Raw genomic sequence first — 23934 nt, forward strand, 5'->3', positions numbered from 1 at the left:
AATAGTATGGCCGGGCTCCACATGCCAAGCCACGATAACTGAATGCGAAGATTCAACAACAACAGACCGTATTGGTTCTTTCTCGGCTGGCTGCATGAATTCATGGGACTTATACACGCGGTGAGTGCTCATTTTTTGCTCCGTAAATGCAAGCCTTTGGGCAGCAAGATTCGCGCCGCCCAAAAGTCTAACAGCATCTTAAGGGTGTAGCTTGCAGGTGAGAGCCCGCTCAAAGGAGGAAGGGGTCTAGCTCTTTGGAGGTAGGCGGGGTGGGATTACCGCTGTTCTTATTTCTTCAAGCGATAAAAGGTGAGACATTGATTGCATAAGGATATATCCAATCGGTTTTGAAGCGGCCTGCGCCCTTTCGGTAGAGTCACGTCATGCCGCCGGCCGTGTTCGGCCAACCTTTCGGATGCCCTGCCATGAACCTGAGCCAAGACCGCCTTACCCATCTGAAGCAACTCGAAGCCGAATCGATCCACATCATCCGGGAAGTGGCTGCCGAATTCGAGAACCCGGTGATGCTGTATTCCATCGGCAAGGACTCTGCCGTGATGCTGCACCTGGCCCAGAAGGCCTTTCACCCCGGTCGCCCGCCATTCCCCTTGATGCATGTGGACACGACCTGGAAGTTCCGGGAAATGATCGCGCTGCGAGACAAGCAGGCGCGCGAATATGGCTGGGACCTGATCGTGCACGTGAACGAGGAAGGGGTGAAAGCGGGGATCAACCCCTTCACGGCGGGAAGTGCCAAACACACGGACGTGATGAAAACGCAGTCACTCAAGCAGGCGCTTAACAAGCATGGCTTCGATGCTGCATTTGGCGGGGCCCGCCGGGATGAGGAAAAATCGCGCGCCAAAGAGCGGGTGTACTCCTTCCGTGACCGCAACCACCGCTGGGACCCGAAGAACCAGCGCCCCGAACTCTGGAACATCTACAACAGCCGGATCGACAAGGGTGAAAGCATCCGCGTGTTTCCGCTGTCCAACTGGACCGAACTGGACATCTGGCAATACATCTTCCTCGAGAACATCGAGATCGTGCCGCTCTATTTCGCTGCAGAGCGGCCGGTGATCGAGCGCGACGGCACGCTGATCATGATCGACGACGAGCGCATCCTGCAGTACCTTTCCGAGGAAGACAAAGCCCGTATCCAGCATAGGAAGGTGCGCTTCCGTACGCTGGGCTGCTATCCGCTGACCGGCGCGGTGGAGTCGTCGGCGACGACGCTGCCGGAGGTGATTCAGGAAATGCTGCTCACCCGCACCAGCGAGCGCCAGGGCCGGGTCATTGACCACGATTCGGCCGGCTCGATGGAAAAGAAGAAGATGGAAGGCTATTTCTGAGTCGCCCCCACCGAACATGCATATAAACCGGACCTGACGATGGCACACCAATCCGACCTGATCGCAAGCGACATCCTCGGCTACCTGCGGCAGCACGAGAACAAGGACCTGCTGCGCTTCATCACCTGCGGCAACGTCGATGACGGCAAGTCCACCCTGATCGGCCGTCTGCTGCATGACTCCAAGCTGATCTTTGAAGACCAGCTGGCAGCAATCGAACGCGACTCCCGAAAGTACAACACCACCGACGAAAACGTGGACCTGGCGCTGCTGGTCGATGGCCTGCAGGCCGAGCGCGAGCAGGGCATCACCATCGACGTGGCTTACCGCTACTTCAGTACCGAGAAGCGCAAGTTCATCATTGCCGACTGCCCGGGCCATGAACAGTACACCCGCAATATGGCCACCGGTGCTTCCACCAGCAACCTGGCGGTGATCCTGATCGATGCCCGCTACGGCGTACAGACGCAGACCCGCCGGCACAGCTACATCGTCAGCCTGCTGGGCATCAAGCATGTGGTGGTGGCCATCAACAAGATGGACCTGGTGACGTTCGACCAGGCGGTCTTCGATCGCATCCGCGACGAGTACCTCGCCTTTGCCGCTCAGCTGGACATTCCCGATATCCGCTTCGTACCGCTGTCCGCCTTGCGCGGAGACAACGTGGTCAGCCGGAGCGATCGCATGCCATGGTATGAGGGGCCCACACTGATGGGCCTTCTGGAGTCCGTCGAACTCGGCCATGACGTGCGCCTGCCTGCCTTCCGCCTGCCGGTGCAGTACGTCAACCGCCCCAACCTCGATTTTCGTGGTTTCTGCGGTACGGTTGCAGCCGGTGAGATCCGGCCCGGCGATGCCATCCGCGCTCTGCCATCGGGACGGACCAGCCGAGTGCGCGAGATCGTCACCTTTGAGGGCAGCCTAGCGCATGCCTTTGCCGGGCAGGCCATTACCCTGACCCTGGAAGACGAAATCGATGTCTCACGTGGCGACATGCTGGTCCGCACGGATGAAGCAGCGCCGCATGTGGCCCAGGCCTTCGAGGCCCATGTGGTGTGGATGAACGACGCTCCCCTTGAGCCGGGGCGTGAATATGGCTTCAAGTTGGCCGGCAAGGCGGTGACCGGCCGTGTCAGTGCTATCCGCCACCGGGTAAACGTGAATTCCCTGGAAAAGGAAGCCTCCGATGCCCTGGCACTCAATGAGATCGCCTTGGTCGAGGTCCACCTGAATGCGCCGGTGGTGTTCGATGCCTATGCCGACTGCCGGGCCACCGGCAGCTTCATCGTCATCGACCGACTAAGCAATGCCACTGCCGGTGCCGGCATGATCGTCGCCCCACTCGCCGGGGAGGCCGGGTTGGCCGAAGGCAACGAATTGGCCCGGCTGAAAGCCTTCGAAGTGGAACTGAACACCCTGGTGCGCAAGTACTTTCCGCATTGGGAGGCAAAGGACATTTCCCGGCTGCTGTAGGCAGGTAGCTGTGGCAGATGAAATGCAGAGGGGCTGCTCCGGTCAGGGCGCAGCCCCTCTGCATTGCAGCCGAGACTGCGATGCGGCCCCGGGCTGCTCTGTTCTACAGATCGCCCCCTGTCTCCAGGATGAAACGGGCCCGGTCGTCGGTGGCCAGGGCGGCCGTCAGCCAGGGAAGCGTTTCCTGCAGCACACCCGGCAGTGTCCAGGGCGCGTTGAGGATGAACATGCCGCTGCCGTGCATGCCGAAGCCGTCTGTAGACGGGGTGGCTACGTCCACCGCCACATGCAGCCAGTTCTTTGCGGGCAGTTTCTTCAGGTTTTCGGGCAAGGTGCGCGCCTCGACACGCTGCAGTCGCGGGTACCAGATGGCGTACACGCCCGTGGCAAAGCGTTTGAGCGCTTCCTTGAGTGCGGAGACCACGTGCTGATAGTCCCGCTTGTCCTCATAAGGCGGGTCGATCAGGGTGAGTGCGCGGCGCGGAGGCGGGGGCAGCAAGGCCTTGATCCCTTCGAAACCATCCTCCCTGCGGATCTGCACACGCCGGCCGGCCTCGGCGAAATTCTCGGCCAGGATCTGATGGTCGGTGGGGTGCAGTTCGAAAAGGCGCAGCTTGTTACTGCTATCCATCACATGCGCCGCACACCAGGGCGAGCCAGGATACAGCCGTAGCCTTCCGTCCGGGTTGAGGGCGCGCACCGTTTCCAGGTAGGGCTGTAGGGTTGGCGGCAGGTCGCTGCGGTCCCACAAACGGGCGATGCCGGTCTCGTGTTCCGCATTTCGCGCAGCATAGCCTTCGGTCAGTGCATACACGCCGGCACCGGCATGCGTGTCCAGGTACCAGAAAGGCGTACCTTTCTGACCCAGGTAGCGCAGCAGTTCGATTTCGACGAAGTGTTTCAGCACGTCGGCGTGATTGCCAGCGTGAAAGGCATGACGGTAACTCAGCATGACGGTGTTTCCGGATCGAAGGCGGCGATTGTACCCGACCCAGCCGGCAGCTGGGGACGCCAGCTTGCCGGTACTGCCTCCTGCCAGCCCAGTCAGGTGGCGGCCTGCATGAAATCTTCGGCCAACGGTGCCGTCAGCACCAGAGGCGCACCGGTCACCGGATGGGGCAGGGCCAGTTCCACCGCCGCCAGCAGCAGACGCTGCACCCCCGTTTCACGGGCGAACACCCGGTTGTGCACGCCCTTGCCGTGTGTGGCATCCCCAATGATCGGATGGGCGATGTGCTTCATGTGCCGGCGCAGCTGGTGCCGGCGGCCGGTCTCGGGATGCAGGGCCATCAGGGCATAGCGAGTGGTCGGGTAGCGGCCATCCACCGTCCACGGCATCTCGGCGATGGCAAGGCGCCGGTAAAGAGTAAGGGCGGGCTGTGGAGCAGTCGGCACACGTCCAGCACCCGGGTCATGGTCATCGTGCTGCCGGCTCAGCGCATGGTCGATCCGGCCTTCGCCCAAGGGATGGCCGCGCACGATCGCCAGATAGGTCTTCCGGGCCTGCTGGGTTTCGAAGGTCTGCGAGAGGGCACGGCCCGCCTCCGGAGTAAGTCCGAAGACCAGCACGCCAGAAGTGCCCTTGTCCAGCCGGTGGGCCGCATAGACCGTCTGACCCAACTGGTCTCGTACCATCTGCAAGGCAAAGCGGGTCTCGTGACGGTCGATGGGGCTGCGGTGCACGAGGAGCCCGGAGGGCTTGTGTACCGCCACCAGATGGTGGTCCTGATAGAGTACGGGCAGCATCATGGGCAAAGGGGCAAAGCCTGCATTATCGCCGCAGGCGGCCGTGCGCGCATGTGCGTTTTTTCGCCTTCAACCGTCGGCCATGCGACACCGGCTGCCCACCCCTGCCGAAATTGTTTACAGGGTTTTACCGTATCATTAAAATCGCCGCCGCTCTAACGGTCGGCTTCAGTCGACCGTTTGGTTTTCAGGGCGAAAGCGTTCATGCCTCCCTGCTGGCGAAGACAGGCGTATGATGCCGTTTGGCTGCAGCAGCAAACCGGAAAATCAGGGCGCAACCGGCGCACACGCGGACGGGGCGCAAGTTGCCACGGCCAAGCACCTAGCGGACTTTCGTGACAGCACCTTGCCGGCGGCAGGTGTCTTTTCCTTCATCACACGACACGAGACTTACATGAAGATCCAACTGAAACAGGTCAGCTTTGCGGTAACTGCGGCGCTCCTGGCGACTTCCGCGTTTGCCAAGGATTTCACCCCGGCCGTCGTCTACGACCAGGCTGGCAAGTTCGACAAGAGCTTCAACGAGGCCGCCTACAACGGCGCAGAGCGCTTCAAGAAGGAATTCAAGATCAACTACCGCGAGGGCCAGATCGCGTCCGAAGCCCAGAAGGAACAGCTGCTGCGCAACATGGCCCGCAAAGATGCCGATTTGGTCGTAGCGGTGGGCTTCTCCTTCACCCAGGCGGTCGAGACCGTGGCCAAGGAGTTTCCGAAGGTCAAGTTCACGCTGATCGATGCCGTGGCCAAGGGTCCGAACGTGCAGAGCATCGTGTTCAAGGAACAGGAAGGCTCCTTCCTCGTGGGCATGGCTGCCGCGATGGCTTCCAAGACCGCCAAGGTCGGCTATATCGGTGGCATGGACGTGCCGCTGATCCGCGCCTTCGGTTGCGGTTACGTGCAGGGCGCCCGCTTCGCCAACAAGAACGTGCAGGTTATTCAGAACATGACCGGCACCACCCCGCAGGCCTTCAACGACCCGGCGCGCGGTACCGAACTGGCCAAGAGCCAGTTTGACCGTGGCGTCGACGTGGTGTTTGCCGCTGCCGGTGGTACCGGTCTGGGTGTGCTGCAGGCCGCCAAGTCCGCGGGCAAGTACTCCATCGGCGTGGACAGCAACCAGAACCACCTGCACCCCGGCTCAGTGCTCACCTCGATGGTCAAGCGTGTCGACAACGCTGTCTACGATACCTTCAAGTCCGGCATGAACGGCACCTGGAAGGCCGAGGTCAAGGTGATGGGCCTGAAGGAAGGCGGCGTGGACTGGGCACTTGACGCCAACAACCGCAAGCTGATCTCGGCCGACATGGAGAAAAAGATCTCCGCTGCCAAGACCGACATCATCAACGGCAAGATCAAGGTCGTCGACTACCGCACGGCCAACAGCTGCCCGGTGCAGTAAGCCGTCGTCTGCCGAACCGAGGGTCCATCACGCATGACTGATTATGCGATCGAGCTTGTCGGCATCAGCAAGCGCTTCGGCGCCGTGCAGGCCAACCGCAATGTTTCGATGAAGATTGCCAAGGGCAGTATCCACGGCATCATCGGGGAAAACGGCGCGGGGAAGTCCACGCTGATGAGCATTCTGTACGGGTATTACCAGGCCGATGCCGGCAGCATCCACGTCGGCGGCCGGGAAACCCGCATCCGTAACAGCCATGAGGCGATCGCCCTCGGGATCGGCATGGTCCACCAGCACTTCATGCTGGTGGACACCTTCACCGTGCTCGAGAACATCGTGCTCGGCGCCGAGGGCGGTCTGCTCCTCAAGGACGGGCTGGCCCGTGCCCGCGACCATCTCAAGGCCCTGAACCGTGAATATGCGCTGGAGGTGGATCCGGACGCAGTGGTGGGCGAACTGGGGGTGGGCCTGCAGCAGCGGGTGGAAATCCTCAAGGCGCTGTATCGCGGGGCCGACGTGCTGATCCTGGACGAACCGACCGCAGTGCTCACCCCCCAAGAGGCCGACCATCTGTTCCGCATCCTCCGGGCGCTGAAGGAGCAGGGCAAGACGGTGATCCTGATTACCCACAAGCTGCGTGAAGTGATGGACATCACCGATGCCGTCACCGTGATGCGTGGCGGCGAGGTGGTAGGCAATGTGGCCACCACCGACGTCGACAAGGAAACGTTGGCTGACCTGATGGTTGGCCGAAAGGTATCGTTGCGCGTGGACAAGGCGCATCGTGAGCCGGGCGCGCCAGTGGTGACTGTGCGCGGCCTGGGCCTGACCGACGCACGCGGCGTGAAGCTTCTGGATAATCTCAACTTCGAAGTGCGTGCCGGCGAGATCGTCGGCATTGCCGGCGTTGCGGGCAATGGTCAGTCCGAACTTCTGGAGGTGCTGGCCGGGATGCAGACCCCCTCCTGTGGCGAGATCGTCTACAAGGGGGAAACCCTCACCGGCACCCGCAGCCGCCGTCCCCGTCCTGCATTATGGCGCGAGAAGGGTATCGGCCATGTGCCTGAAGACCGCTCGCGCGAGGGGCTGGTGAAGGCATTCTCCGCCTTCGAGAACGCCATCCTGGGCTACCACCGCGAGAAAACGGTACGCAAGGGGCCGCTCTATGCGCGGCGCACCCTGATCGAGCGCACCCGCGATTTCATCGAACAGTTCGATATCCGGCCCGCCAACCCGCTCCTGCGGGTGGGCCTGATGTCCGGCGGCAACCAGCAGAAGGTGGTACTGGCCCGCGAAATCCATGCCGACCCCGACCTGCTGCTGGTGGGCCAGCCCACGCGCGGTGTAGACATCGGCGCCATCGAGTTCATCCATAAGCGTTTGGTGGAGCTGCGCGACCAGGGCAAGGCCATCCTGCTCGTTTCGGTGGAACTGGAGGAAATCATGGCCCTGTCCGACCGCATACTGGTAATGGCCGGCGGACAGATCACCGGTGAGGTGGCTGGCAAGGACGCCACCGCCAAGGAGCTGGGTCTGCTCATGGGAGGGCACAAACATTGAAGTTCGGACAACCGTCCACCTTGCCCCGCTGGGCTTCGCTCACCATCCTGCCGGTGTTGAACCTGGCCGCGGCCCTGCTGGTAACCGCGCTGGTGACCTGGATGATCGGTGAAGACCCGTGGGAGTGCCTCAAGCTGCTGGTCAGCGGGGCCTTCGGCTATGGGGAGGGCATCGGCTATACGCTGTTCTACACCACCAGCTTCATCTTCACCGGTCTGGCGGTGGCCACGGCCTTTCATGCCGGGCTCTTCAACATCGGCGGAGAAGGGCAGGCCTACATTGCCGGCCTGGGCGTCACGCTGACGGTATTGGCCTTCGACCATACGCTGCCGGCGCCGGTGCTGATGCCGCTGGCCATCCTGGCAGCCATGGCCTTCGGCGCGGCCTGGGCCTTCGTCCCGGGCTGGCTGCAGGCACGGCGTGGCAGCCACATCGTGGTCACCACCATCATGTTCAACTTCATCTCGTATTCGGTGATGTTGTACCTGCTGAGCCACCACTTGATCGAGCCGGGCTCGCAGAACCCGACCACGCGCGAGTTCGGTCAGGCGGCCTGGATGCCTGCCATGCACGACATGGCGGCCGTGCTGGGCTTCGACCTGCCTTCCACGCCGCTGAACGCCTCGTTCATCCTGGCCATCGTCGCCAGTGTGGTGTTCTACCTGGTGGTGTGGCACAGCCGCTGGGGCTTCGAGCTGCGCACTGTGGGGGTAAACGAAAAGGCCGCCACCTACGCCGGCATGAGCGTGAGCACCGTCATCATCGTGGCCATGTGCTTCTCCGGCGCGCTGGCGGGCCTGTCAGCCGTCAACGAACTGATGGGCTCCACCCACCGCATGAACGTGTCCTTTACCAACGGCGTGGGCTTCGTGGGCATTGCTGTGGCATTGATGGGACGCAACCATCCGGTTGGTATCGTGCTCTCGGCCCTGCTGTTCGGTGCGCTTACCCAAGGCGGGCTGGAGCTTTCCTTCGAGAAGCCGGTGATCACCCGCGAAATGATCCTGCTCATCCAGGGCCTGATCATTCTGTTCTGCGGCGCGCTCGAAAACCTGTTCGAGCCCTTCATCGCCCCGCTGTTCAAACGCAAGGACTGACCATGGAACAGTTCATCAGTCTGCTCGACTCCACCATCCGCGTCGCCACCCCCTTGGTGCTGGCGGCGCTGGCAGGGCTTTTCTCCGAACGTTCTGGCATCGTCGACATCAGCCTGGAAGGCAAGATGCTGCTGGCGGCCTTTGCCTCGGCGGCTGCGGCCTTTGCCTTCCATTCGCCCTGGATCGGCCTGCTGGCCGGCATCGCGGTGTCGGTAGCCTTCGCCATGTTGCACGGCTTTGTCTCCGTCACCTACAACGGCAACCAGCTGATCTCCGGCATGTCGATCAACATCATCGCCTCAGGGATCACGCCGGTACTGGCGCTGGCCTGGTTCCAGCAAGGGGGGAACACCCCCCAGCTGGAGCCGGACAGCCGCTTCTCCGAAATCGCGCTGCCGTTCGCCGACAGCGTGCGCGAGGTGCCAGTGCTGGGGCCGGTGTACAGCCAGCTGCTATCGGGGCATTCGATCCTGGTATACATGACCATCGCCATCATCCCGGTGGTGACCTGGTTCGTGTACCGCAGCCGCTTCGGCCTGCGTCTGCGCGCCGTGGGTGAAAACCCCCATGCTGCCGACACGGCCGGCGTTTCGGTGGCGCGCGTGCGCTACATCGCGCTCTTCTGGGGTGGCGTGCTTTGCGGATTGGCGGGCACCTTCCTGTCGGTCTACCAGACTGGGGCGTTCATCAAGGAGATGACGGCAGGCAAGGGTTTCCTGGCGCTGGCGGCGCTGATCTTCGGCAAGTGGCGCCCGGTGCCGGCGGTGATCGGCTGCCTGCTGTTCGCCTTCGCCGACGCAATCCAGATCCGCCTGGAAGGGGTAGATCTCCCCGTGGTGGGGCAGATTCCGTCCCAGTTCATCCAGGTGCTGCCCTATGCGCTGACGGTGTTCCTCCTGGCGGGCTTCGTTGGCCGGGCGGTCGCCCCCAAGTCGATCGGCATCCCCTTCGTTAAGTCGCGCTGAGGGGGAAGCCCGTCAGCGTTTATCAACGCCACCTCCGGGTGGCGTTTTGCATGGTGCCGTGGCCTGCCCGAAAGGCGCTTGCCAGACCTGCCGGCTTCGGCCAACCTTCGTTTTTTGTCCAGGAAAAGGCCATGCCTGTTTTTGCCATCTGTGCCGGGGCCTCGCTGGGGGCGCTCTTACGCTGGGGCCTGAGCCTCGGTTTCAACCGACTTTTCCCCCTGCTGCCGCCGGGGACGCTTCTGGCCAACTGCCTGGGCGGCTATCTGGCCGGGCTGTTCATGGCCTACATAGCGCACTCGCCGGCGCTACCCGCCGAGTACCGGCTGTTCATTGCCACAGGTTTTCTGGGCGGGCTGACCACCTTCTCTACCTTTTCCATGGAGGTGGTCAGCCTGATCCAGCAAGGCCGACTCGGCATGGCCGCCGTGGCCTGCACCACGCATCTGGCCGGCGCCTTGGCGCTGACGTTTGCCGGTTTCGCCACCGGACACTGGTGGTGGGGGCGCTAGTCGGCACAGTACCTTAGGGTGCAGCAGAGGACTGGTAGCGCTGACGGATGCGTTCGATTTCGCCGCTCATCTGCATCGTCTCCAGCGTCGCGCGCAGCTTCTCCACGATGACCGGATCCGTCTGCGGATGGGCGGCCAGGTAAAGTCGGTTGGGCTCTCCCAGTGGCAGCACCTGTTCGAAATGCAGGCGTCCATGAAGCGTGTGGGCTGCCTCGGTGTCGAGCAGTGCCGGGCTGGTCACGAAAAAGTTGACCGAACCGTCCCCCACGAGCCGGAGGCAGTCGTGCACGCTATTGACGCTGACCAACTGCTGACCATTGCGGAAGCCATGGCGGCGCAACACGGTCTCGGTGGCATCCTGATTGACCACACACACCCGGCAGCAATCCCGGATGGCCGCGAGCGTGCGCGGTTGGAACGGCATCGGAAAGGGCGCGCGGTAGAAGTAGGCCTGCTGACGCTTGAGTTCCGCTACCCAGATGAAGCGACGTTCGCGCTCGGGCAGCCGGGCCAGGCTGAAGATCAGCGTGTTGGGGCGGGTCTGGGCCAAGGTGTAACTGCGGGCCCATGGGAAAAGAAGAATATCGGCCGTCAGACCGCTGCGCGCCAGCGCAAGGCGCAGCGTTTCCACATGGGCACCCGCTGGGCGTCCCGCCGGGTCCCGGTAGTTGTCCGGCGGGCGGTCCTCGGTCACCGCCCATAGCGGGGGCGCCGCCCCTACGTGGCCTGCGATCAGGCTGCATGCCAGCCAGACCATCCAACGGGGCCGGTGCAGGCCCGAAGCTGCTTTCATGCCCCGCGTCCTTTCAGTGATGTAAGGAACGCTTCACATTATCGATGGCAGTCCCGACTGACAAGCCGGCGTGGAAGTCCGCTCTAGCGCCGTGCGTGAACCAGCAGGTTACGGGGCGTCAGCGCACGGGCACAGAAACGGCCGACGGCCACTTCATAGCCCTGTGCCTCCAGCCGGAGCGCCTTGTCCAGCACCAGCCAAGCCTCCAGCGGCGCGCGAAAGGCCAGCCGCAGCAGTGACAGTCGCTCTGTGCGGGCATGTCGGGCCTGACCGCGGGCTTCGGCATCGGCAAGGTTGGCCGAAGAAGGCAGCTTGATGCCGGCGCGTTCGGCCATTGCCCGGCAAAAGTCTTCGAAGCTGCCCCGCAGCCAGGCCTTGGGAATGGGGGGCTGCGGCTGATAGATAGTGCAGCCGGTCACGACCTGCAGCAGGGCATCGAACCCCAGCCGCCACACGGCTTCCTGAAGCCGCTGTCGCCGGTCATAGCCGCGCGCGGTTACGGTTTCCGTCAAAGGCAGCCGCAAGCCGTCCCGGTCCAGGTACAGTCTGCCCAGCAAACTCTGGTAGCGGGGGCGATTGGTGAGGTGATAACAGCACGGCACGAGGTCCAGCGCGGCGATATCGAGAGCATGGGCCTGCAGCACCAGATGCTGATGCAGGTCACCGCAGGCGTGCAGGGCGACCACATGCCGGCCCGAGAGCAGGCGAGAGTCTGGCAGGGCGAGCACATCCGCCTGTACGAAATGCTGTGCCAGCCCGAAGGCCCTGCTTGCCGCCTGTCCTGCCGCCACCAGTTGGGCGTCCCGTTCCAGGCTGGTGACCGGATGTTGGGGCCACTGCGCACTCATCAGCCGGCCTAGGTGACCTTTGCCGGCGCACCATTCCACACGGGGCAGCGAAACCTCGGGCAGGGAAGCCACCAGCGCTTCCACCTGCTGCCACTTGCGCCCCGGTACAAAGCGGTCCAGCCGTTCGGGCTGCGTCGGCTGGCGCAGTCGAGGCCATTCTGGAAAGCGGGATAGCGCCAACGCTTCGCCCAGACCGGGCACCCAGCTGGCGACCAGTGCCTCCAGCACGGCAGGGTCTTCCTGGAGTCGGGCCAGGCTGTTGTCGTCCAGAGCAAGCAGACTGTGAGCAATGTCTGCACGGTTCTGCAGCCACGCCGGGGTCGCGTGCCGGTACGGAACGGGCGACCAGAGCGGCTGGGTGCCCTCAAGGAAGGCGTCTAGCGCGTGGAAGTGGGCTAAGAGGTCCATGGCTGGCGGGCAGGAAAACCCGCAAGCTTAGGGCAAAGCCCACGCGCTGGCGAGGCCCTTACCCACCCCCGGCTCGCTGTCAGGCCAGGTCGTACATGCGCCGCGCGCGCAGGCGGGCCCGCTGCACCGGCCGCGCCGGGAGGGGGCCAAAGCCGTGGACTGCGCCACGCGGCCTTTGCAGGAGGAGCGCAAACCAAATGGTGGCACTGCCAAAGGACCAGGCCGCCAGGATGAAACAGGCGTACGCCTCAAGCTGGCTGTGGAACAACTGCGTGCCCTGCAGCCGTAGGGCGTAGGGGTCGAAAATCGAATAGAACAGCAGGCTGGCCAATACCGCACAGAGGAAGGACGGCCACAGCAGCAGAATCAGCTTTTTCATCGGAACCTCCGGTGGATGGACGATCGCTACGCAGGGCTGAGCCCCCCGGCGGTTCATTCCATAGCAAAAACCGCGCTCAAGGCGCGGTTCCCATGGCATATCCAGCCGAAAACACTACTTGCGGTTGGTGTACATGAAGGTTTCCATTGCCGATTCGGCCAGGCCAGACCACCCGTGCGCGAGGGTGCGGAATTTCTTCCACTCGGTGTAGATCTTCTTGAAGGCCGGGTTCTTGGAGGACTCTTCCTCGTAGAGCTCGAAAGCCACTTTCTGAGCCGCCTGCAGTACGTCGGTGGGGTAGCGGTGCAGCTTGACACCCTTTTGCAGCAGGCTCACCAGTGCCTGAGGGTTACGGGCGTCGTACTGGGCCAGCATGATCGCGTTGGCTTCGGCGGCCGCCACTTCGAACGCCGCCTTGTAGGCGGGCGGCAGCTTGGCCCACTCCTTGGCGCTGACATAAAAGGATACCGTCGGGCCCGGCTCCCAGAAGCCGGGGTAATAGTAGTGCTTGGCTACCTTGTAGAAGCCCAGCTTCTCGTCGTCATAGGGCCCCACCCATTCGGTGGCGTCGATGGTGCCCTTCTCCAGCGCCGGATAGATGTCCCCGCCTGCAAGCGTCTGCGGCACCACGCCTAGCCGGGACATGATCTCCCCGCCCAGGCCAGGGATGCGCATCTTCAGCCCCTTCAGGTCGGCCAGATTCTTCACCTCGCGACGGAACCAGCCTCCCATCTGCGTGCCGGTGTTGCCCCCGGGGAAGTTGACGATGTTGTAACCGGCGAAAAGGTCGCGCAGCAGCTTCATGCCACCGCCCTGATAGATCCAGGCATTCTGCTGGCGCGCAGTCAGGCCAAAGGGCATGGAGGTGTCGAAGGCGAATGCCTTGTTCTTGCCCACGTAGTAGTAGCTGCAGGTGTGTCCGCATTCCACGGTGCCGTTCTGTACTGCGTCCAGCACCTGGGTGCCCGGCACGATCTCTCCGCCCGGGAACACCCGGATCTGGAACTTGCCGCCGGTCAGCTCGCTTACGCGCCGGGCCAGCGTTTCTGCAGCGCCATAAATGGTGTCTAGGCTCTTGGGAAAGCTGGAGGCCATGCGCCAACGTAGGGTAGGGCCATCGGCTGCCAGTGCCGGTGCCGCCACGGTGGCGCCGGCCAGCCCCAGGGCTCCGGCTTTCTTCAGGAACGAGCGTCTTTGCATGTTGATCTCCTTTGTCGTTGTGTTGGCCGAAGGTGGGCCTTCGCTGTTATCGGGCGGGGTCAGCCGCCCGTCATTTGCTTGAGCAGGTCGCTGCTTTCGTCACTGCCGGAGGGCGCCGGACTGCTGTCTGGCGAGGTACCCGATGCCTCGGGCGCTGCAGGGGCCTGGAACTGCTCTAGAATGGCGGCCGCATTGTCCTGGGTGGTTACCGTCTCGTGGGTAAGGAAGTGGGTGACGATGCCGGGCATGGCGATCAGCAGTCCCACCATCAGGACTTGTATCACCAGAAATGGCACTGCTCCCCAGTAGATATCGCTGCTGCGGATGCCTTTGGGCGCCACACTGCGCAGGTAGAACAGGGCGAAGCCGAACGGTGGGTGCATGAACGAGGTTTGCATGTTGACGGCCAGAATCACCCCGAACCAGACCAGATCGATGCCCAGGCTCTGCGCCACCGGGGCCAGCAATGGCACCAGGATGAAGGCGATCTCGAAGAAGTCGAGGAAGAAGGCAAGGAAGAACACCAGCAGGTTCACCACGATCAGGAAGCCAGTGGCCCCGCCGGGCAGCGAGGTCAACAGATGTTCCACCCACTTGTCGCCATCCACACCCAGGAAGGCGATGCGGAACACTCGTGCGCCGATCAGGATGAACACCACGAAGGTCGACAGCTTGAGGGTGGATTCCATCGCCTGGCGCAACAGGTCCAGCCGCAGTCGTCGATTGATGAGCGCCAGAATCAGAGCGCCTACCGCGCCCATGGCGCCGCCTTCGGTCGGAGTGGCGATCCCCAGGAAAATCGTGCCCAGCACCAGGAAGATCAGCAGCAAGGGTGGGATCATCACGAATACCACCCGGCGCAGCAGGGCCAGCCCCCGCAGTGTGCGGGCCTCGGGCGGCAGGGCTGGCGCCCAGTGTGGCCTCACCAGCGTGACCAGCAGCACGTACAGCACGTAGAAGCCGCACAGCAGCAGGCCAGGCACCATGGCCCCGGCGTACATGTCGCCCACCGAAGTGCCCATCTGGTCCGCCAGGACGATCAGCACCAGCGACGGCGGGATGATCTGGGCCAGGGTGCCCGAGGCAGCGATCACGCCGGTGGCCAGCTGCTTGTTGTATCCGTAGCGCAGCATGATCGGCAGCGAGATCAGCCCCATCGAAATCACCGATGCGGCCACCACGCCGGTCGTGGCGGCCAAGAGCGCGCCCACGAAGATCACCGCATAGGCCAGCCCGCCACGCAGGCGGCCGAACAGCTGACCGATAGTGTCGAGCATGTCCTCGGCCATGCCCGACCGCTCCAGGATCAGCCCCATGAAGGTAAAGAAGGGGATCGCCAGTAGCGTGTCATTGCGCATGATGTCGAACACCTGACGCGGCAGGGCTTGCAGCAGCTCCGGACGCAACAGGTCGTAGTGGATGCCGATCCAGCTGAACAGCATCCCCACCGCCGCCAGCGAAAAGGCTACCGGGTAGCCGATCAGCAGAAAGACGATCAGCGTGCCGAACATGATCGGCGCCATCATTTCGAAGCTCATACCGGCTCCTCCCTATGATGCTCGGGCGCCTTCTCCAGTGGGTCTGGACCGGCGCCAGCCAGGAAGGCCAGTCGCTTGATGACTTCGGAAAGGCCCTGCAGCCACAGCAGCGCAAATCCGACCGGCACCAGCAGCAGCGCGGGCCAGCGAACCAGACCGCCTGCATCGGACGACATTTCCTGCGTCGTCCACGCATCCACAAAGATCGGCCAGCTGAAATACACCAAGAGGGCACACAGAGGAAAGAGGAAGAGCAGTGTGCCCAAGATATCGATCACTGCTTGCGCGCGGCGTGACAGACGGCTGGTGATCAGGTCGATGCGGATGTGTTCGTTACGCTGGAGAGTGTAGGCGGCGGCCAGGAGGAAAAGCGCAGAGAAGAGGTACCACTGGATTTCAAGCAGACCGTTCGAACTGTAGTTGAACAGCTTGCGGACGATGGCGTTTCCGGCACTGATCAGCACGACCACCAGCACGATCCAGGACACGGATCGACCGATGATCGCGTTGACCGCGTCGATCAGACGCGACAAGGCGAGCATCCACTGCACGGTGTATCTCCTTTGTAGTTCTATACGGGCGCCTCTGACGGGTGCCCTTAGAGCGTTGGCCGAAGACTTCGGCCAAATCATCTAAACACAGCAGCATGTGTTTGAGAAGGCAGGAGGAAATAGGGGAAAACCCTCGATTTCGGGGCGTTTTTTGCCCTTTGGGGAATGGTGGCGCCCGCAGCGTCGGTGCCGTGCTAGACTGTAGGGCATCCGGTTTCTCTCATCCTGCCGACGCCCGGGCCTGCCCCGGCTCGGCTGTTTTGCATACACATGGAGCCCCGCATGACCTCTTCGATCTTCGCCGCCGTGGAAATGGCACCGCGCGACCCGATTCTTGGCCTGAACGAAGCCTTCAACGCCGATGCGCGCGAAACCAAGGTCAACCTTGGTGTCGGTGTCTACTACGACGATAACGGCAAGATTCCGCTGCTCAACGCCGTCAAGGCAGCCGAGAAGGCCCGCCTGGAAAGCATGCCGCCGCGCGGCTACCAGCCGATCGAGGGGCCCTCCGCCTATGCACAGGCCGTACAGGCCCTGCTGTTTGGCAAGGACAGCGCGCTTTTGGCCAATGGACAGGTCATCACCGCTGAAGCGCTCGGCGGCACCGGGGCGCTGAAGATCGGCGCCGACTTCCTCAAGCGGCTGAACCCGGATGCCACCGTCTACATCAGTGACCCGTCGTGGGAGAACCACCGCGCGCTGTTCGAGTTTGCCGGCTTCAAGGTGGAAAACTACCCGTACTACGATGCGGCCACCCGCGGTGTGGACTTCGCCGCCATGAAAGCCTGCCTTGGCGGGCTTCCGGCCGGTTCCATCGTGGTGCTGCATGCCTGCTGCCACAACCCGACTGGCGCAGACCTGACCGACGCACAGTGGCAGGAGGTAGTCGGCCTCTGCCGTGACGGCGGTCTGGTGCCCTTCCTCGACATGGCTTATCAGGGCTTTGCCGACGGCATCGAACCCGATGCCGTGGCGGTGCGCCATTTTGCCGCGTCCGGCCTGCAGTTTTTCGTGTCCAGCTCCTTCTCCAAGAGCTTCTCGCTGTACGGCGAGCGCATCGGTGCCCTCAGCATCGTCACCGCGGCGCGCGAAGAGTCGGCACGCGTGCTGTCGCAGCTCAAGCGTGTGATCCGTACCAACTACTCCAACCCGCCGATTCATGGGGCCGCGGTCGTGGCTGCCGTACTCTCCAGCCCCGAACTGCGTCAGATGTGGGAAGACGAGCTCGCCGGCATGCGCGACCGCATCCGTGCAATGCGCACCGGGCTGGTGGAGGCGCTCAAGGCCGAAGGCGTGAGCCAGGACTTCAGCTTCGTCATCAAGCAGCGCGGGATGTTCTCGTACACTGGCCTGACCGCCGAGCAGGTCGAACGCCTCAGGACGGAGTTCGGCATCTATGCCGTCTCTACCGGGCGGATCTGCCTGGCCGCGCTCAACAGCCGCAACCTCGCCTACGTGGCCCGGGCAATCGCCAAGGTCGTGGCCTGAGCGTTTCGGCCAACCCTTGAAAAACCCCGCTTCGGCGGGGTTTTTTATTCCGGTGCTGAGCGGGCGAAGCGCAGGCGCAGGGCATCCTCTTCGCAGTCGAAGGCGCTCAGCCGCAGGCGCTCGCCCAAGGGTTGGCCGAATACCGGCTGCGTTAGCCAGCGCTGCAGGGCGGGTATACGGTCCAGATGCAAGATGAGTTGCCGATGTGTCAGGCTCAGGAAAGGGAGATGCTCCAGCTGGGCAGCGATCAGCTTCCAGCCCATCCGGGTATCGGCCTGGGACAGCACCAGCCGGGCCATGCCGCGGCCTAGCGTCGACCCGGCAGTGGAGGTGGCGCTGACGCTGGCCCCTACGCGCAGGCACCGGTCGGCCCAATCCACGCCAGTCGGGGTAAGCGTCAGGTGTACCTCGGCAGACAGGGGGCGCTTCACGCGCAGGAGCATGCAGGCTTTGCCTGGGGCGAGGGTGAGATGCTCGAGCGTACAGTCATCGCTGTCGATGGCACGCTTGAGCCTGGGCAGCAGGAATGCTGCCGGCAGCGAGACCCCGTCACGATGCGGGACCGGAAGGTTGGCCGAAACCGTGCGCCAGCGTTCCCGCAGCCGCTCGAACCGGGTCTTCATCCGGCAAACAAGGTACGCCCGCCCTGAAAGCGGCTGGCGAAGTAACTGTTGGAGAGGGTGTCCACCCGGATGGCGCTGTTGGTGCGCGGTGCATGCACGAACTTGCCGTCGCCGATGTAGAGCCCCATGTGCGAGAAAGGGCGGCCGGTGGTGTTGAAGAAGACGAAGTCACCCACCCGTAGCGCGCGCGCCTCCACCGGGCGCGACAGCTCGGCGATGGCTGCGGCATTGTGCGGCAACTGCACGCCCAGCGCATTCTGGTAGATGTAGCTGACCATGCCGCTGCAGTCGAGGCCGGCCTCCGGGTTGCCACCACCAAAGCGGTAGTCGATGTCCAGCAGGGCCAGTGTATACATCAGGATCTCGCGCCCGGCCCCGTCGGCCTGCAGTTGCGACAGCACGATCGGGGGGCGCGGGCGGGGCTTGGCAGTGGTCTTCTTCGGTGGCGTGCTCGAGCAGGCGGCCACGGCCAGCGCGGCAGCCAGGCAAAGCGCACGGCTCAGCGCCGGGCTTCCAGTTCTTCCCATCGGCTCAGCTTTTCCAGTAGCAGGGTTTCGATCTCTTCCACGCGCTGCTGCCAGGCATGCGCCTCACGCGGGGTGTCGCGGTAACAGGCCGGGTCCAGCAGCTTCTCGTTCAGTGTAGCCTGTTCGGCCTCCAGCGCCGCGATCTCGTCGGGCAGGGCCGCCAACTCCCGATTCTCGTTAAACGAGAGCTTGCTGCGTACAGGCTTGGGCTTTTCCGCCCGGGCAGGGGCGGCCTTGTCCGGCTCCTTCTCGCGGCGCGGTGCTTCCTGCGGCTTGAGCGCCGCCATGCGGGCCCGTGCCTCCACCCAATCCTGATAGCCGCCCGGATATTCCTCCAGCCGTCCTTCGCCCTCGAAGGCGATCACTTGGGTGACCACGTTGTCGAGGAAGGCCCGGTCGTGGCTGACCAGGAATACGGTGCCCGGATACTGGGTAATCACGTCCTCCAGCAGCTCCAGGGTGTCGATGTCCAGGTCGTTGGTGGGCTCGTCCAGTACCAGCACGTTCGCGGGTCGGGTGAACAGCCGTGCCAGCAGCAGGCGGTTGCGCTCGCCGCCGGACAGGGAGCGCACCGGGCTGCGCGCGCGCTGCGGCGAGAACAGGAAGTCCTCCAGATAGCTCATGATGTGCTTGCGCTGGCCGGCGATCTCGACGAATTCGTTGCCCTGGCTGATGGTGTCGGCCACGCTGGCCTCTTCGTCGAGCTGCTCGCGGAACTGGTCGAAGTAGGCGATCTCCAGCCGGGTGCCGCGCTTGACCGTTCCGCTGTCCGGTTCGATCTCGCCCAGGATCAGCTTGAGCAGCGTTGTCTTGCCTGCACCGTTGGGGCCGATCAGTCCAATCTTGTCCCCACGCAGGATGCGGGTGGTGAAGTCACGGATCAGCACCCGCCCTTCGTAGCCTTTGCTGACATGTTCCAGTTCGGCCACCAGCTTGCCCGAGCGCTCGCCCGGATCCAGCCGGAACTGGATCTGACCCACCCGCTCGCGCCGTGCGGCGCGCTGGCGACGGATTTCCTCCAGGCGACGTACGCGCCCTTCGTTGCGGGTGCGGCGTGCCTCGATGCCCTTGCGGATCCATACCTCTTCCTGGGCATGAAACTTGTCGAAGACGCGGTTTTGTTCCTCCTCCACCGCCAGCTCTTCCGCCTTGCGCGTCTGATAGGCGGAGAAGTTGCCTGGATAGCTGCGCAGCACGCCGCGGTCCAGCTCGACGATGCGGGTGGCGACGTTGTCGAGGAAGCGCCGGTCGTGGGTGATGAGCAGTACCGCCACCTGAGTACCCTTGAGCAGGGTTTCCAGCCATTCGATAGCGGCCACGTCCAGATGGTTGGTCGGTTCGTCCAGAAGCAGCACGTCCGGCTGGGCCGCCAGTGCCCGTGCCAGGGCTACCCGCTTCTTCCAGCCGCCCGAGAGGTCTTCCACCAGCGTGTCCGCCGGCAGGTCAAGGTGAGATAGGGTAGTGGAGATCAGCGCATCCAGTTGCCAGCCGTTCTGTGCTTCCAGTGCCTGCTGCAGCTGGTCGATCTCGCGCAGCACAGCTTCCTGGTTGGCCGAAGGGTCCGACAGGGCATGGGTGGCCCGATGGTAATCGGTCAGGAGCTGCTGCAGCGCGCCCAAGCCTTCAGCCACGGCTTCGAACACCGTGTGGCCAGCCTTGAACTCTGGCTCTTGCGGGACGTACGCCACACCCACATCGCCCTTGGTGTTGATCCGCCCATCGTCCAGGCGGATTACGCCGGCAATTGCCTTGAGCAGTGAGGACTTGCCTGCACCGTTGCGGCCGATCAGGCCGACGACCTCGCCGCTGTCGAGGGCGAAATCCACATTGTCCAGCAGGGCATGGTGGCCAAAGGCCAGGTGGGCTTTTTCAACGGTAATCAGGGCCATGGGGTGTGCTGCAGGCGTCAGAGTCGATCATCGGCGCGATTGTAGCATGCACGAAGAGTCGCCTTCGCCGGTCGCGGCCAGGCTGGTACAATGCGCCGCATCAGGCCCCGTCCGGGGCCGTGCTGTTTTCCAGAAAGGACCGTCATGTATTTCGTAGACCGCTGTGTGGCCGTCATCAAGCCGCGCGAGCCCTTTGTCGCCTGGCTCAATGCTGTGCCCGGCAACGATGCGGAGCTGTCGCTCGAAAGCCTGCGGGCGGACTGCACCGTGATCCTGCTGCCGGAATTCACCGATCCGGAGGAGGGGGTCGCCTGCATCGACGACCTCTACGACAAGCTGTTCCGGATGGAACTTGCTTCATGGTACGACGACGAAAGCCTGTGGCCTGCAGACCGCTCGCTCAAGACCTTCTGGGAGTGGTTCGACGTCGAAATCCACTCCACGGTCATCGATAGCGTCGATGCCGATCTCACCAACAGCCCGGCCGGCTTCGACGAGTGAGATAAGCCATGCGCCCGACAGCCTTTCCTGCCTTTGCCGTCCCGCTTCGACCATCGCGGCTTTTGCGCCAGCTGGTGGGGGTGAGCCTGCTGCTGGCGGTGTGGGCGGGTGCGCACGCCTTTGAGAGTGCAGGCTTGGCCGGGTACGCCGTGCTTGCGATGGCTGCGGCGGGCTTGGCCTTGCGCAGCCTGCAGCCCGGCGGGCGCGGTGCTGCCTCTGGCTTGGCGGTTGATGCGCGAGGCGAACTGTGGCTGGAAGAGGCGGGGTGCGCCTGCCAGGTGGTGCGTCTGCCGGGTGGCCTGGTTTCTCCTTGGCTGACGGTGCTGCGACTTCAGACCGGGGATTGCCGACGCCTGCTTGTCCTCCTGCCCGATTCAGCCAGCTCCGACAGTCTGCGGCAGCTGCGCGTCTATCTGGACTGGTACCGGCCACATGCGGTGGCCGCCCCGAAACAACCCCGACATTCCGACTGCGATGAACTCCCTGCCCGAAACGCTTGAAGGCTGGCTGGCCCGGCTGGAAACCCTGCATCCCGTCACCATCGACATGGGGCTCGAGCGCGTGCGCCGTGTGCGCGACGCCATGGGGCTCGCCCCAGGCTTTCCCCTCATCATCGTTGGGGGTACCAATGGCAAGGGCTCGGTCTGCGCCATGGTCTCCACCATCCTGGCCCGGGCCGGCTACAAGGTAGGTACCTACACGTCCCCCCATCTGGTGCGCTACAACGAACGGGTCGCCCTGAACATGCAGCCGGTAGACGATGCGTGCCTGATGCGGGCGTTTGCCACCGTGGAGTCCGGGCGGGGGGAAACCGGCCTGACCTATTTTGAGTTCGGCACGCTCGCTGCGATGCAGGTCTTCATCGAGGCCGGTGTAGATGTTGCGGTGCTCGAAGTGGGGCTGGGCGGGCGGCTGGATGCGGTCAATGTGTTCGATCCGGACGTGGCAGTCGTCACCAGCGTGGATCTGGATCATCAGGCCTATCTGGGCAATACCCGCGAAGCCATCGGCTACGAGAAGGCCGGTATTTTCCGGGCCGGGGTGCCGGCGATCTGTGGCGAGGCGGAGCCGCCCGCAAGCCTGGTGGAGCACGCCAAGGCGATCGGTGCCGATCTGCGCCTTTTCGGTCAGGCTTTCGGCTTCACCCGCCTGGATAACCAGTGGTCCTTCCACATGGGGGCGGTGCACCGTCACGCCCTGCCGATTCCGGTGCTGCGCGGGGGGTATCAGCTCGTCAATGCCACGGTCGCCCTGGCTGCGGTGGAATGCCTGCGTGAGCGTCTGCCCGTCCCCATCGGGGCGGTCAAGCGTGGCTTGCTGGAGGTGGACTGGCCCGGGCGCTTCCAGATCCTACCAGGACGGCCGGTAGTGGTGCTGGATGTAGCGCACAATCCGCACGCGGCCCGCGCCTTGGTGGCCAGCGTACGGCAGCTGGGGTTTGCCGAGAACCGCTATGCCGTGTTCTCCATGTTGTCCGACAAGGATGTGAAGGCAGTGGTCGACATCGTACGTGACGAGTTCGATGCATGGTTCGTCGGCGGTCTGGACATGCCACGTGGGCAAAGCGGTACCGAGCTCGCCCGTACCTTGGCCGAAGCCGGTGTGCGCAACGTCGAGTCAGCCGAAACGGTGGACGAGGCGTGGCAGGCTGCCTTATCCCGCGCCGGGGAGAATGATAGAATCGTGGTCTTCGGGTCTTTCCATACGGTTGCCGCGGTGATGCAGGCGCGGCAGCGCAACGGCTGAGGAGCTCATGCCAGGTCTTTCTGCTCAAGAGGAACTGATTCTTCTGCGCAAGCGGGCACGTCGCCGTCTGGTGGGTGCCATCGTCATCGTCTCTATTTCCACTGCCGTTCTGTGGAACGTGATTGGTCGCGTTCCGGAGCAGGCCATGAAGCCGGAGTCGGTGGAAATTCTCGGCGAAGCCTCCACTCCGGTGGCCAGCAGCACCGCCGTCGAGATGGCTCCGGCGTCAGCACTCACTGCTGGCAACAGCAGTGCGCCGGTTTCGGCGCCGCCACCCAGCACCACGCTGCCGGAATCGCTGTCTTCGGTGGAGGAGGTCCCTCCTCCTGCAGCCGCGCCCGTACAGGCTCCATCCGCAGCGGTGGAGCAGCCTGCCCCATCCGTAAAAGCCGAACCCAAGCCTGAGCCCAAATCCAAGCCGGAGGCGCCCGCCAAGGTCGAGAAGCCCAAGCTTGCCAAACCCGAGCCCGCGCCCGAGAAGCAGGCGCCGCGCAAGGCGGACCCGGCCGCCATCCTTGAAGGCCGCGCCGAAGCAGAGCCCGCCAAGGCGCCCGCCAGCGAAAGCAGCACGGTGCGGCCTGTGATCCAGCTGGCTGCCTTGTCCGACCCGGAAAAGGTGGAAGCCCTGCGCAGCAAGCTGGACGGTCTGGGTGTGCGTGCCCATTTCAGCAAGGTCAGCACTAGCAAGGGTGAAGTCACCCGCGTGCGGGTCGGCCCGTTCGGCAGTCGTGAGGAAGCAGAGACTGCCCTGAAGAAACTTGAGCGAGCCGGCATCACCGGCATCGTGGTGAGCAAGTGAAGCACCGATGACTGCATTTGATTACATGGTGATCGGCATCACGGTCGGCTCCGTCATCGTGGCGCTGGTGCGTGGCCTCGTGGCTGAGGTGCTGGCCCTAGTGTCGTGGCTGATTGCCTTCTGGTGCGCCAAGGAGTTTGCGCCGGCGCTAGCCGGTTTTCTGCCGGCAGACCTGCCCTCAGAAGGGCTGCGCCTGGTGGCGGCCTTCGTGTGTGTGTTCTTCCTGACTTGGCTGGCAACGGCACTGTTGCGAATCGCCGCAACCACCGTCGTGCATACGGCAGGTCTGGGAGGGCTCAACCGGATGCTGGGTGCCGTGTTCGGCCTGGCACGAGGCTTGGTGCTGGTCACCATACTCGTTCTGGTCGGGGGGCTCAGCGAGTTGCCAAGGGAGCCCATGTGGCGTAACGCGGTGTTTGCGCCGCCGTTCGAGACGGCGGCGCTGGCCTTAAGGCCCTGGTTGCCGGCCATGCTGGCCGACAACATCCATTACACGGGATAGTGTGATGAGACTGGCGGAATGTCTTGATATCTTCACCTCAA

Annotated in this window: 24 protein-coding genes; 13 read left to right on the forward strand and 11 right to left on the reverse strand. The window is 63.6% G+C overall.

Annotation, left to right across the window (positions count from 1 at the left end; all coding sequences use genetic code 11):
* Positions 1-425 precede the first annotated feature (425 nt).
* Both cysD and cysN read left to right on the forward strand, forming a co-directional pair.
* A complete protein-coding gene (cysD, locus tag EV669_RS09855; protein ID WP_132098573.1) occupies positions 426-1352 on the forward strand; it encodes a sulfate adenylyltransferase subunit CysD in 927 nt (308 codons plus the stop codon).
* A gap of 39 nt (positions 1353-1391) precedes the next feature.
* Complete coding sequence (gene cysN / locus EV669_RS09860) at positions 1392-2825, forward strand: sulfate adenylyltransferase subunit CysN (protein ID WP_132098574.1); 1434 nt, start codon at positions 1392-1394, stop codon at positions 2823-2825.
* 103 nt (positions 2826-2928) lie between these two features.
* Here the strand turns inward: cysN and EV669_RS09865 are convergent, their stop codons facing one another.
* Together EV669_RS09865 and EV669_RS09870 are read right to left on the reverse strand one after the other, a co-directional pair.
* Positions 2929-3777, reverse strand: coding sequence for a 23S rRNA (adenine(2030)-N(6))-methyltransferase RlmJ (locus EV669_RS09865; RefSeq protein WP_132098575.1), 849 nt, complete (start codon positions 3775-3777; stop codon positions 2929-2931).
* A 92-nt stretch (positions 3778-3869) separates the two neighbouring features.
* On the reverse strand, positions 3870-4574 hold the full coding sequence (locus tag EV669_RS09870; protein WP_318271412.1) for a pseudouridine synthase: 705 nt from the start codon (positions 4572-4574) through the stop codon (positions 3870-3872).
* A 391-nt stretch (positions 4575-4965) separates the two neighbouring features.
* On the opposite strand from EV669_RS09870, the gene EV669_RS09875 reads away from it, so the two are divergent.
* The 5 genes from EV669_RS09875 (at position 4966) to crcB (ending at position 10101) form a co-directional block, all read left to right on the forward strand.
* Positions 4966-5970 carry a BMP family lipoprotein gene (locus tag EV669_RS09875; protein WP_054286060.1) on the forward strand — a complete coding sequence of 335 codons (1005 nt, stop codon included), beginning with the start codon at positions 4966-4968 and terminating at the stop codon, positions 5968-5970.
* 33 nt (positions 5971-6003) lie between these two features.
* Positions 6004-7530, forward strand: a complete 1527-nt coding sequence (locus tag EV669_RS09880) for an ABC transporter ATP-binding protein (protein ID WP_054286018.1) — start codon at positions 6004-6006, stop codon at positions 7528-7530.
* Positions 7527-8627 (forward strand): ABC transporter permease, encoded by a 1101-nt coding sequence (locus EV669_RS09885; RefSeq protein ID WP_054286019.1) that lies wholly within the window; start codon positions 7527-7529, stop codon positions 8625-8627. Before EV669_RS09880 ends, EV669_RS09885 begins: the two co-directional genes overlap by 4 nt.
* 2 nt (positions 8628-8629) lie before the next feature.
* Positions 8630-9592 carry an ABC transporter permease gene (locus EV669_RS09890; protein ID WP_132098576.1) on the forward strand — a complete coding sequence of 321 codons (963 nt, stop codon included), beginning with the start codon at positions 8630-8632 and terminating at the stop codon, positions 9590-9592.
* A 131-nt stretch (positions 9593-9723) separates the two neighbouring features.
* The gene (gene crcB / locus EV669_RS09895) at positions 9724-10101 is read left to right on the forward strand and encodes a fluoride efflux transporter CrcB (RefSeq protein ID WP_132098577.1); all 378 of its coding nucleotides are present in this window, start codon (positions 9724-9726) and stop codon (positions 10099-10101) included.
* Between the two features lie 13 nt (positions 10102-10114).
* Here the strand turns inward: crcB and EV669_RS09900 are convergent, their stop codons facing one another.
* The 6 genes from EV669_RS09900 to EV669_RS09925 form a co-directional block, all read right to left on the reverse strand.
* Entirely contained in the window at positions 10115-10894 is a 780-nt protein-coding gene (locus EV669_RS09900; RefSeq protein WP_132098578.1) for a substrate-binding periplasmic protein, read from the reverse strand.
* Positions 10895-10977: 83 nt separating this feature from the next.
* Positions 10978-12150 carry a methyltransferase gene (locus EV669_RS09905; RefSeq protein WP_132098579.1) on the reverse strand — a complete coding sequence of 391 codons (1173 nt, stop codon included), beginning with the start codon at positions 12148-12150 and terminating at the stop codon, positions 10978-10980.
* 79 nt (positions 12151-12229) lie between these two features.
* Positions 12230-12529 (reverse strand): hypothetical protein, encoded by a 300-nt coding sequence (locus EV669_RS09910; RefSeq protein WP_132098580.1) that lies wholly within the window; start codon positions 12527-12529, stop codon positions 12230-12232.
* A gap of 114 nt (positions 12530-12643) precedes the next feature.
* On the reverse strand, positions 12644-13729 hold the full coding sequence (locus tag EV669_RS09915; RefSeq protein ID WP_054286024.1) for a TRAP transporter substrate-binding protein: 1086 nt from the start codon (positions 13727-13729) through the stop codon (positions 12644-12646).
* A gap of 59 nt (positions 13730-13788) precedes the next feature.
* On the reverse strand, positions 13789-15267 hold the full coding sequence (locus EV669_RS09920; RefSeq protein ID WP_132098581.1) for a TRAP transporter large permease: 1479 nt from the start codon (positions 15265-15267) through the stop codon (positions 13789-13791).
* Positions 15264-15809: a TRAP transporter small permease subunit gene (locus EV669_RS09925; RefSeq protein WP_318271428.1), complete on the reverse strand. Its 546-nt coding sequence runs from the start codon at positions 15807-15809 to the stop codon at positions 15264-15266. The genes EV669_RS09920 and EV669_RS09925 overlap by 4 nt, the downstream gene beginning before the upstream one ends.
* Positions 15810-16100: 291 nt before the next feature.
* Here EV669_RS09925 and EV669_RS09930 point away from each other — a divergent pair, with 291 nt between their 5' ends.
* Entirely contained in the window at positions 16101-17306 is a 1206-nt protein-coding gene (locus EV669_RS09930; RefSeq protein ID WP_054286062.1) for an amino acid aminotransferase, read from the forward strand.
* A 44-nt stretch (positions 17307-17350) separates the two neighbouring features.
* Here EV669_RS09930 and EV669_RS09935 read toward each other — a convergent pair whose 3' ends face one another.
* The 3 genes from EV669_RS09935 to EV669_RS09945 are packed head-to-tail and all read right to left on the reverse strand — an operon-like array spanning position 17351 to position 20345.
* On the reverse strand, positions 17351-17929 hold the full coding sequence (locus EV669_RS09935; protein WP_054286027.1) for a hypothetical protein: 579 nt from the start codon (positions 17927-17929) through the stop codon (positions 17351-17353).
* Positions 17926-18456, reverse strand: coding sequence for a C40 family peptidase (locus tag EV669_RS09940; protein WP_132098583.1), 531 nt, complete (start codon positions 18454-18456; stop codon positions 17926-17928). The genes EV669_RS09935 and EV669_RS09940 overlap by 4 nt, the downstream gene beginning before the upstream one ends.
* Positions 18429-20345 (reverse strand): ATP-binding cassette domain-containing protein, encoded by a 1917-nt coding sequence (locus EV669_RS09945; protein ID WP_132098584.1) that lies wholly within the window; start codon positions 20343-20345, stop codon positions 18429-18431. The genes EV669_RS09940 and EV669_RS09945 overlap by 28 nt, the downstream gene beginning before the upstream one ends.
* Positions 20346-20489: 144 nt before the next feature.
* Here EV669_RS09945 and EV669_RS09950 point away from each other — a divergent pair, with 144 nt between their 5' ends.
* The 5 genes from EV669_RS09950 to EV669_RS09970 are packed head-to-tail and all read left to right on the forward strand — an operon-like array spanning position 20490 to position 23893.
* The gene (locus EV669_RS09950) at positions 20490-20846 is read left to right on the forward strand and encodes a hypothetical protein (RefSeq protein WP_054286030.1); all 357 of its coding nucleotides are present in this window, start codon (positions 20490-20492) and stop codon (positions 20844-20846) included.
* An 8-nt stretch (positions 20847-20854) separates the two neighbouring features.
* Positions 20855-21346 (forward strand): hypothetical protein, encoded by a 492-nt coding sequence (locus EV669_RS09955; protein WP_132098585.1) that lies wholly within the window; start codon positions 20855-20857, stop codon positions 21344-21346.
* Positions 21321-22592, forward strand: coding sequence for a bifunctional tetrahydrofolate synthase/dihydrofolate synthase (gene folC, locus EV669_RS09960; RefSeq protein ID WP_132098586.1), 1272 nt, complete (start codon positions 21321-21323; stop codon positions 22590-22592). Before EV669_RS09955 ends, folC begins: the two co-directional genes overlap by 26 nt.
* Before the next feature lie 7 nt (positions 22593-22599).
* Positions 22600-23391, forward strand: coding sequence for an SPOR domain-containing protein (locus tag EV669_RS09965; protein ID WP_054286033.1), 792 nt, complete (start codon positions 22600-22602; stop codon positions 23389-23391).
* Between the two features lie 7 nt (positions 23392-23398).
* Positions 23399-23893: a CvpA family protein gene (locus tag EV669_RS09970; RefSeq protein ID WP_054286034.1), complete on the forward strand. Its 495-nt coding sequence runs from the start codon at positions 23399-23401 to the stop codon at positions 23891-23893.
* Positions 23894-23934: the final 41 nt, after the last annotated feature.

The organism is Gulbenkiania mobilis, assembly GCA_004346645.1.
GTDB lineage: Bacteria > Pseudomonadota > Gammaproteobacteria > Burkholderiales > Chromobacteriaceae > Gulbenkiania > Gulbenkiania mobilis.

Bases quoted from the DNA above. Each gene is read 5' to 3' on its own strand.
- cysD (WP_132098573.1), top strand. From the start codon at position 426: ATGAACCTGAGCCAAGACCGCCTTACCCATCTGAAGCAACTCGAAGCC.
- cysN (WP_132098574.1), top strand. From the start codon at position 1,392: ATGGCACACCAATCCGACCTGATCGCAAGCGACATCCTCGGCTACCTG.
- EV669_RS09865 (WP_132098575.1), bottom strand. From the start codon at position 3,777: ATGCTGAGTTACCGTCATGCCTTTCACGCTGGCAATCACGCCGACGTG.
- EV669_RS09870 (WP_318271412.1), bottom strand. From the start codon at position 4,574: ATGATGCTGCCCGTACTCTATCAGGACCACCATCTGGTGGCGGTACAC.
- EV669_RS09875 (WP_054286060.1), top strand. From the start codon at position 4,966: ATGAAGATCCAACTGAAACAGGTCAGCTTTGCGGTAACTGCGGCGCTC.
- EV669_RS09880 (WP_054286018.1), top strand. From the start codon at position 6,004: ATGACTGATTATGCGATCGAGCTTGTCGGCATCAGCAAGCGCTTCGGC.
- EV669_RS09890 (WP_132098576.1), top strand. From the start codon at position 8,630: ATGGAACAGTTCATCAGTCTGCTCGACTCCACCATCCGCGTCGCCACC.
- crcB (WP_132098577.1), top strand. From the start codon at position 9,724: ATGCCTGTTTTTGCCATCTGTGCCGGGGCCTCGCTGGGGGCGCTCTTA.
- EV669_RS09900 (WP_132098578.1), bottom strand. From the start codon at position 10,894: ATGAAAGCAGCTTCGGGCCTGCACCGGCCCCGTTGGATGGTCTGGCTG.
- EV669_RS09905 (WP_132098579.1), bottom strand. From the start codon at position 12,150: ATGGACCTCTTAGCCCACTTCCACGCGCTAGACGCCTTCCTTGAGGGC.
- EV669_RS09910 (WP_132098580.1), bottom strand. From the start codon at position 12,529: ATGAAAAAGCTGATTCTGCTGCTGTGGCCGTCCTTCCTCTGTGCGGTA.
- EV669_RS09915 (WP_054286024.1), bottom strand. From the start codon at position 13,729: ATGCAAAGACGCTCGTTCCTGAAGAAAGCCGGAGCCCTGGGGCTGGCC.
- EV669_RS09920 (WP_132098581.1), bottom strand. From the start codon at position 15,267: ATGAGCTTCGAAATGATGGCGCCGATCATGTTCGGCACGCTGATCGTC.
- EV669_RS09925 (WP_318271428.1), bottom strand. From the start codon at position 15,809: ATGCTCGCCTTGTCGCGTCTGATCGACGCGGTCAACGCGATCATCGGT.
- EV669_RS09930 (WP_054286062.1), top strand. From the start codon at position 16,101: ATGACCTCTTCGATCTTCGCCGCCGTGGAAATGGCACCGCGCGACCCG.
- EV669_RS09935 (WP_054286027.1), bottom strand. From the start codon at position 17,929: ATGAAGACCCGGTTCGAGCGGCTGCGGGAACGCTGGCGCACGGTTTCG.
- EV669_RS09940 (WP_132098583.1), bottom strand. From the start codon at position 18,456: ATGGGAAGAACTGGAAGCCCGGCGCTGAGCCGTGCGCTTTGCCTGGCT.
- EV669_RS09945 (WP_132098584.1), bottom strand. From the start codon at position 20,345: ATGGCCCTGATTACCGTTGAAAAAGCCCACCTGGCCTTTGGCCACCAT.
- EV669_RS09950 (WP_054286030.1), top strand. From the start codon at position 20,490: ATGTATTTCGTAGACCGCTGTGTGGCCGTCATCAAGCCGCGCGAGCCC.
- EV669_RS09955 (WP_132098585.1), top strand. From the start codon at position 20,855: ATGCGCCCGACAGCCTTTCCTGCCTTTGCCGTCCCGCTTCGACCATCG.
- folC (WP_132098586.1), top strand. From the start codon at position 21,321: ATGAACTCCCTGCCCGAAACGCTTGAAGGCTGGCTGGCCCGGCTGGAA.
- EV669_RS09965 (WP_054286033.1), top strand. From the start codon at position 22,600: ATGCCAGGTCTTTCTGCTCAAGAGGAACTGATTCTTCTGCGCAAGCGG.
- EV669_RS09970 (WP_054286034.1), top strand. From the start codon at position 23,399: ATGACTGCATTTGATTACATGGTGATCGGCATCACGGTCGGCTCCGTC.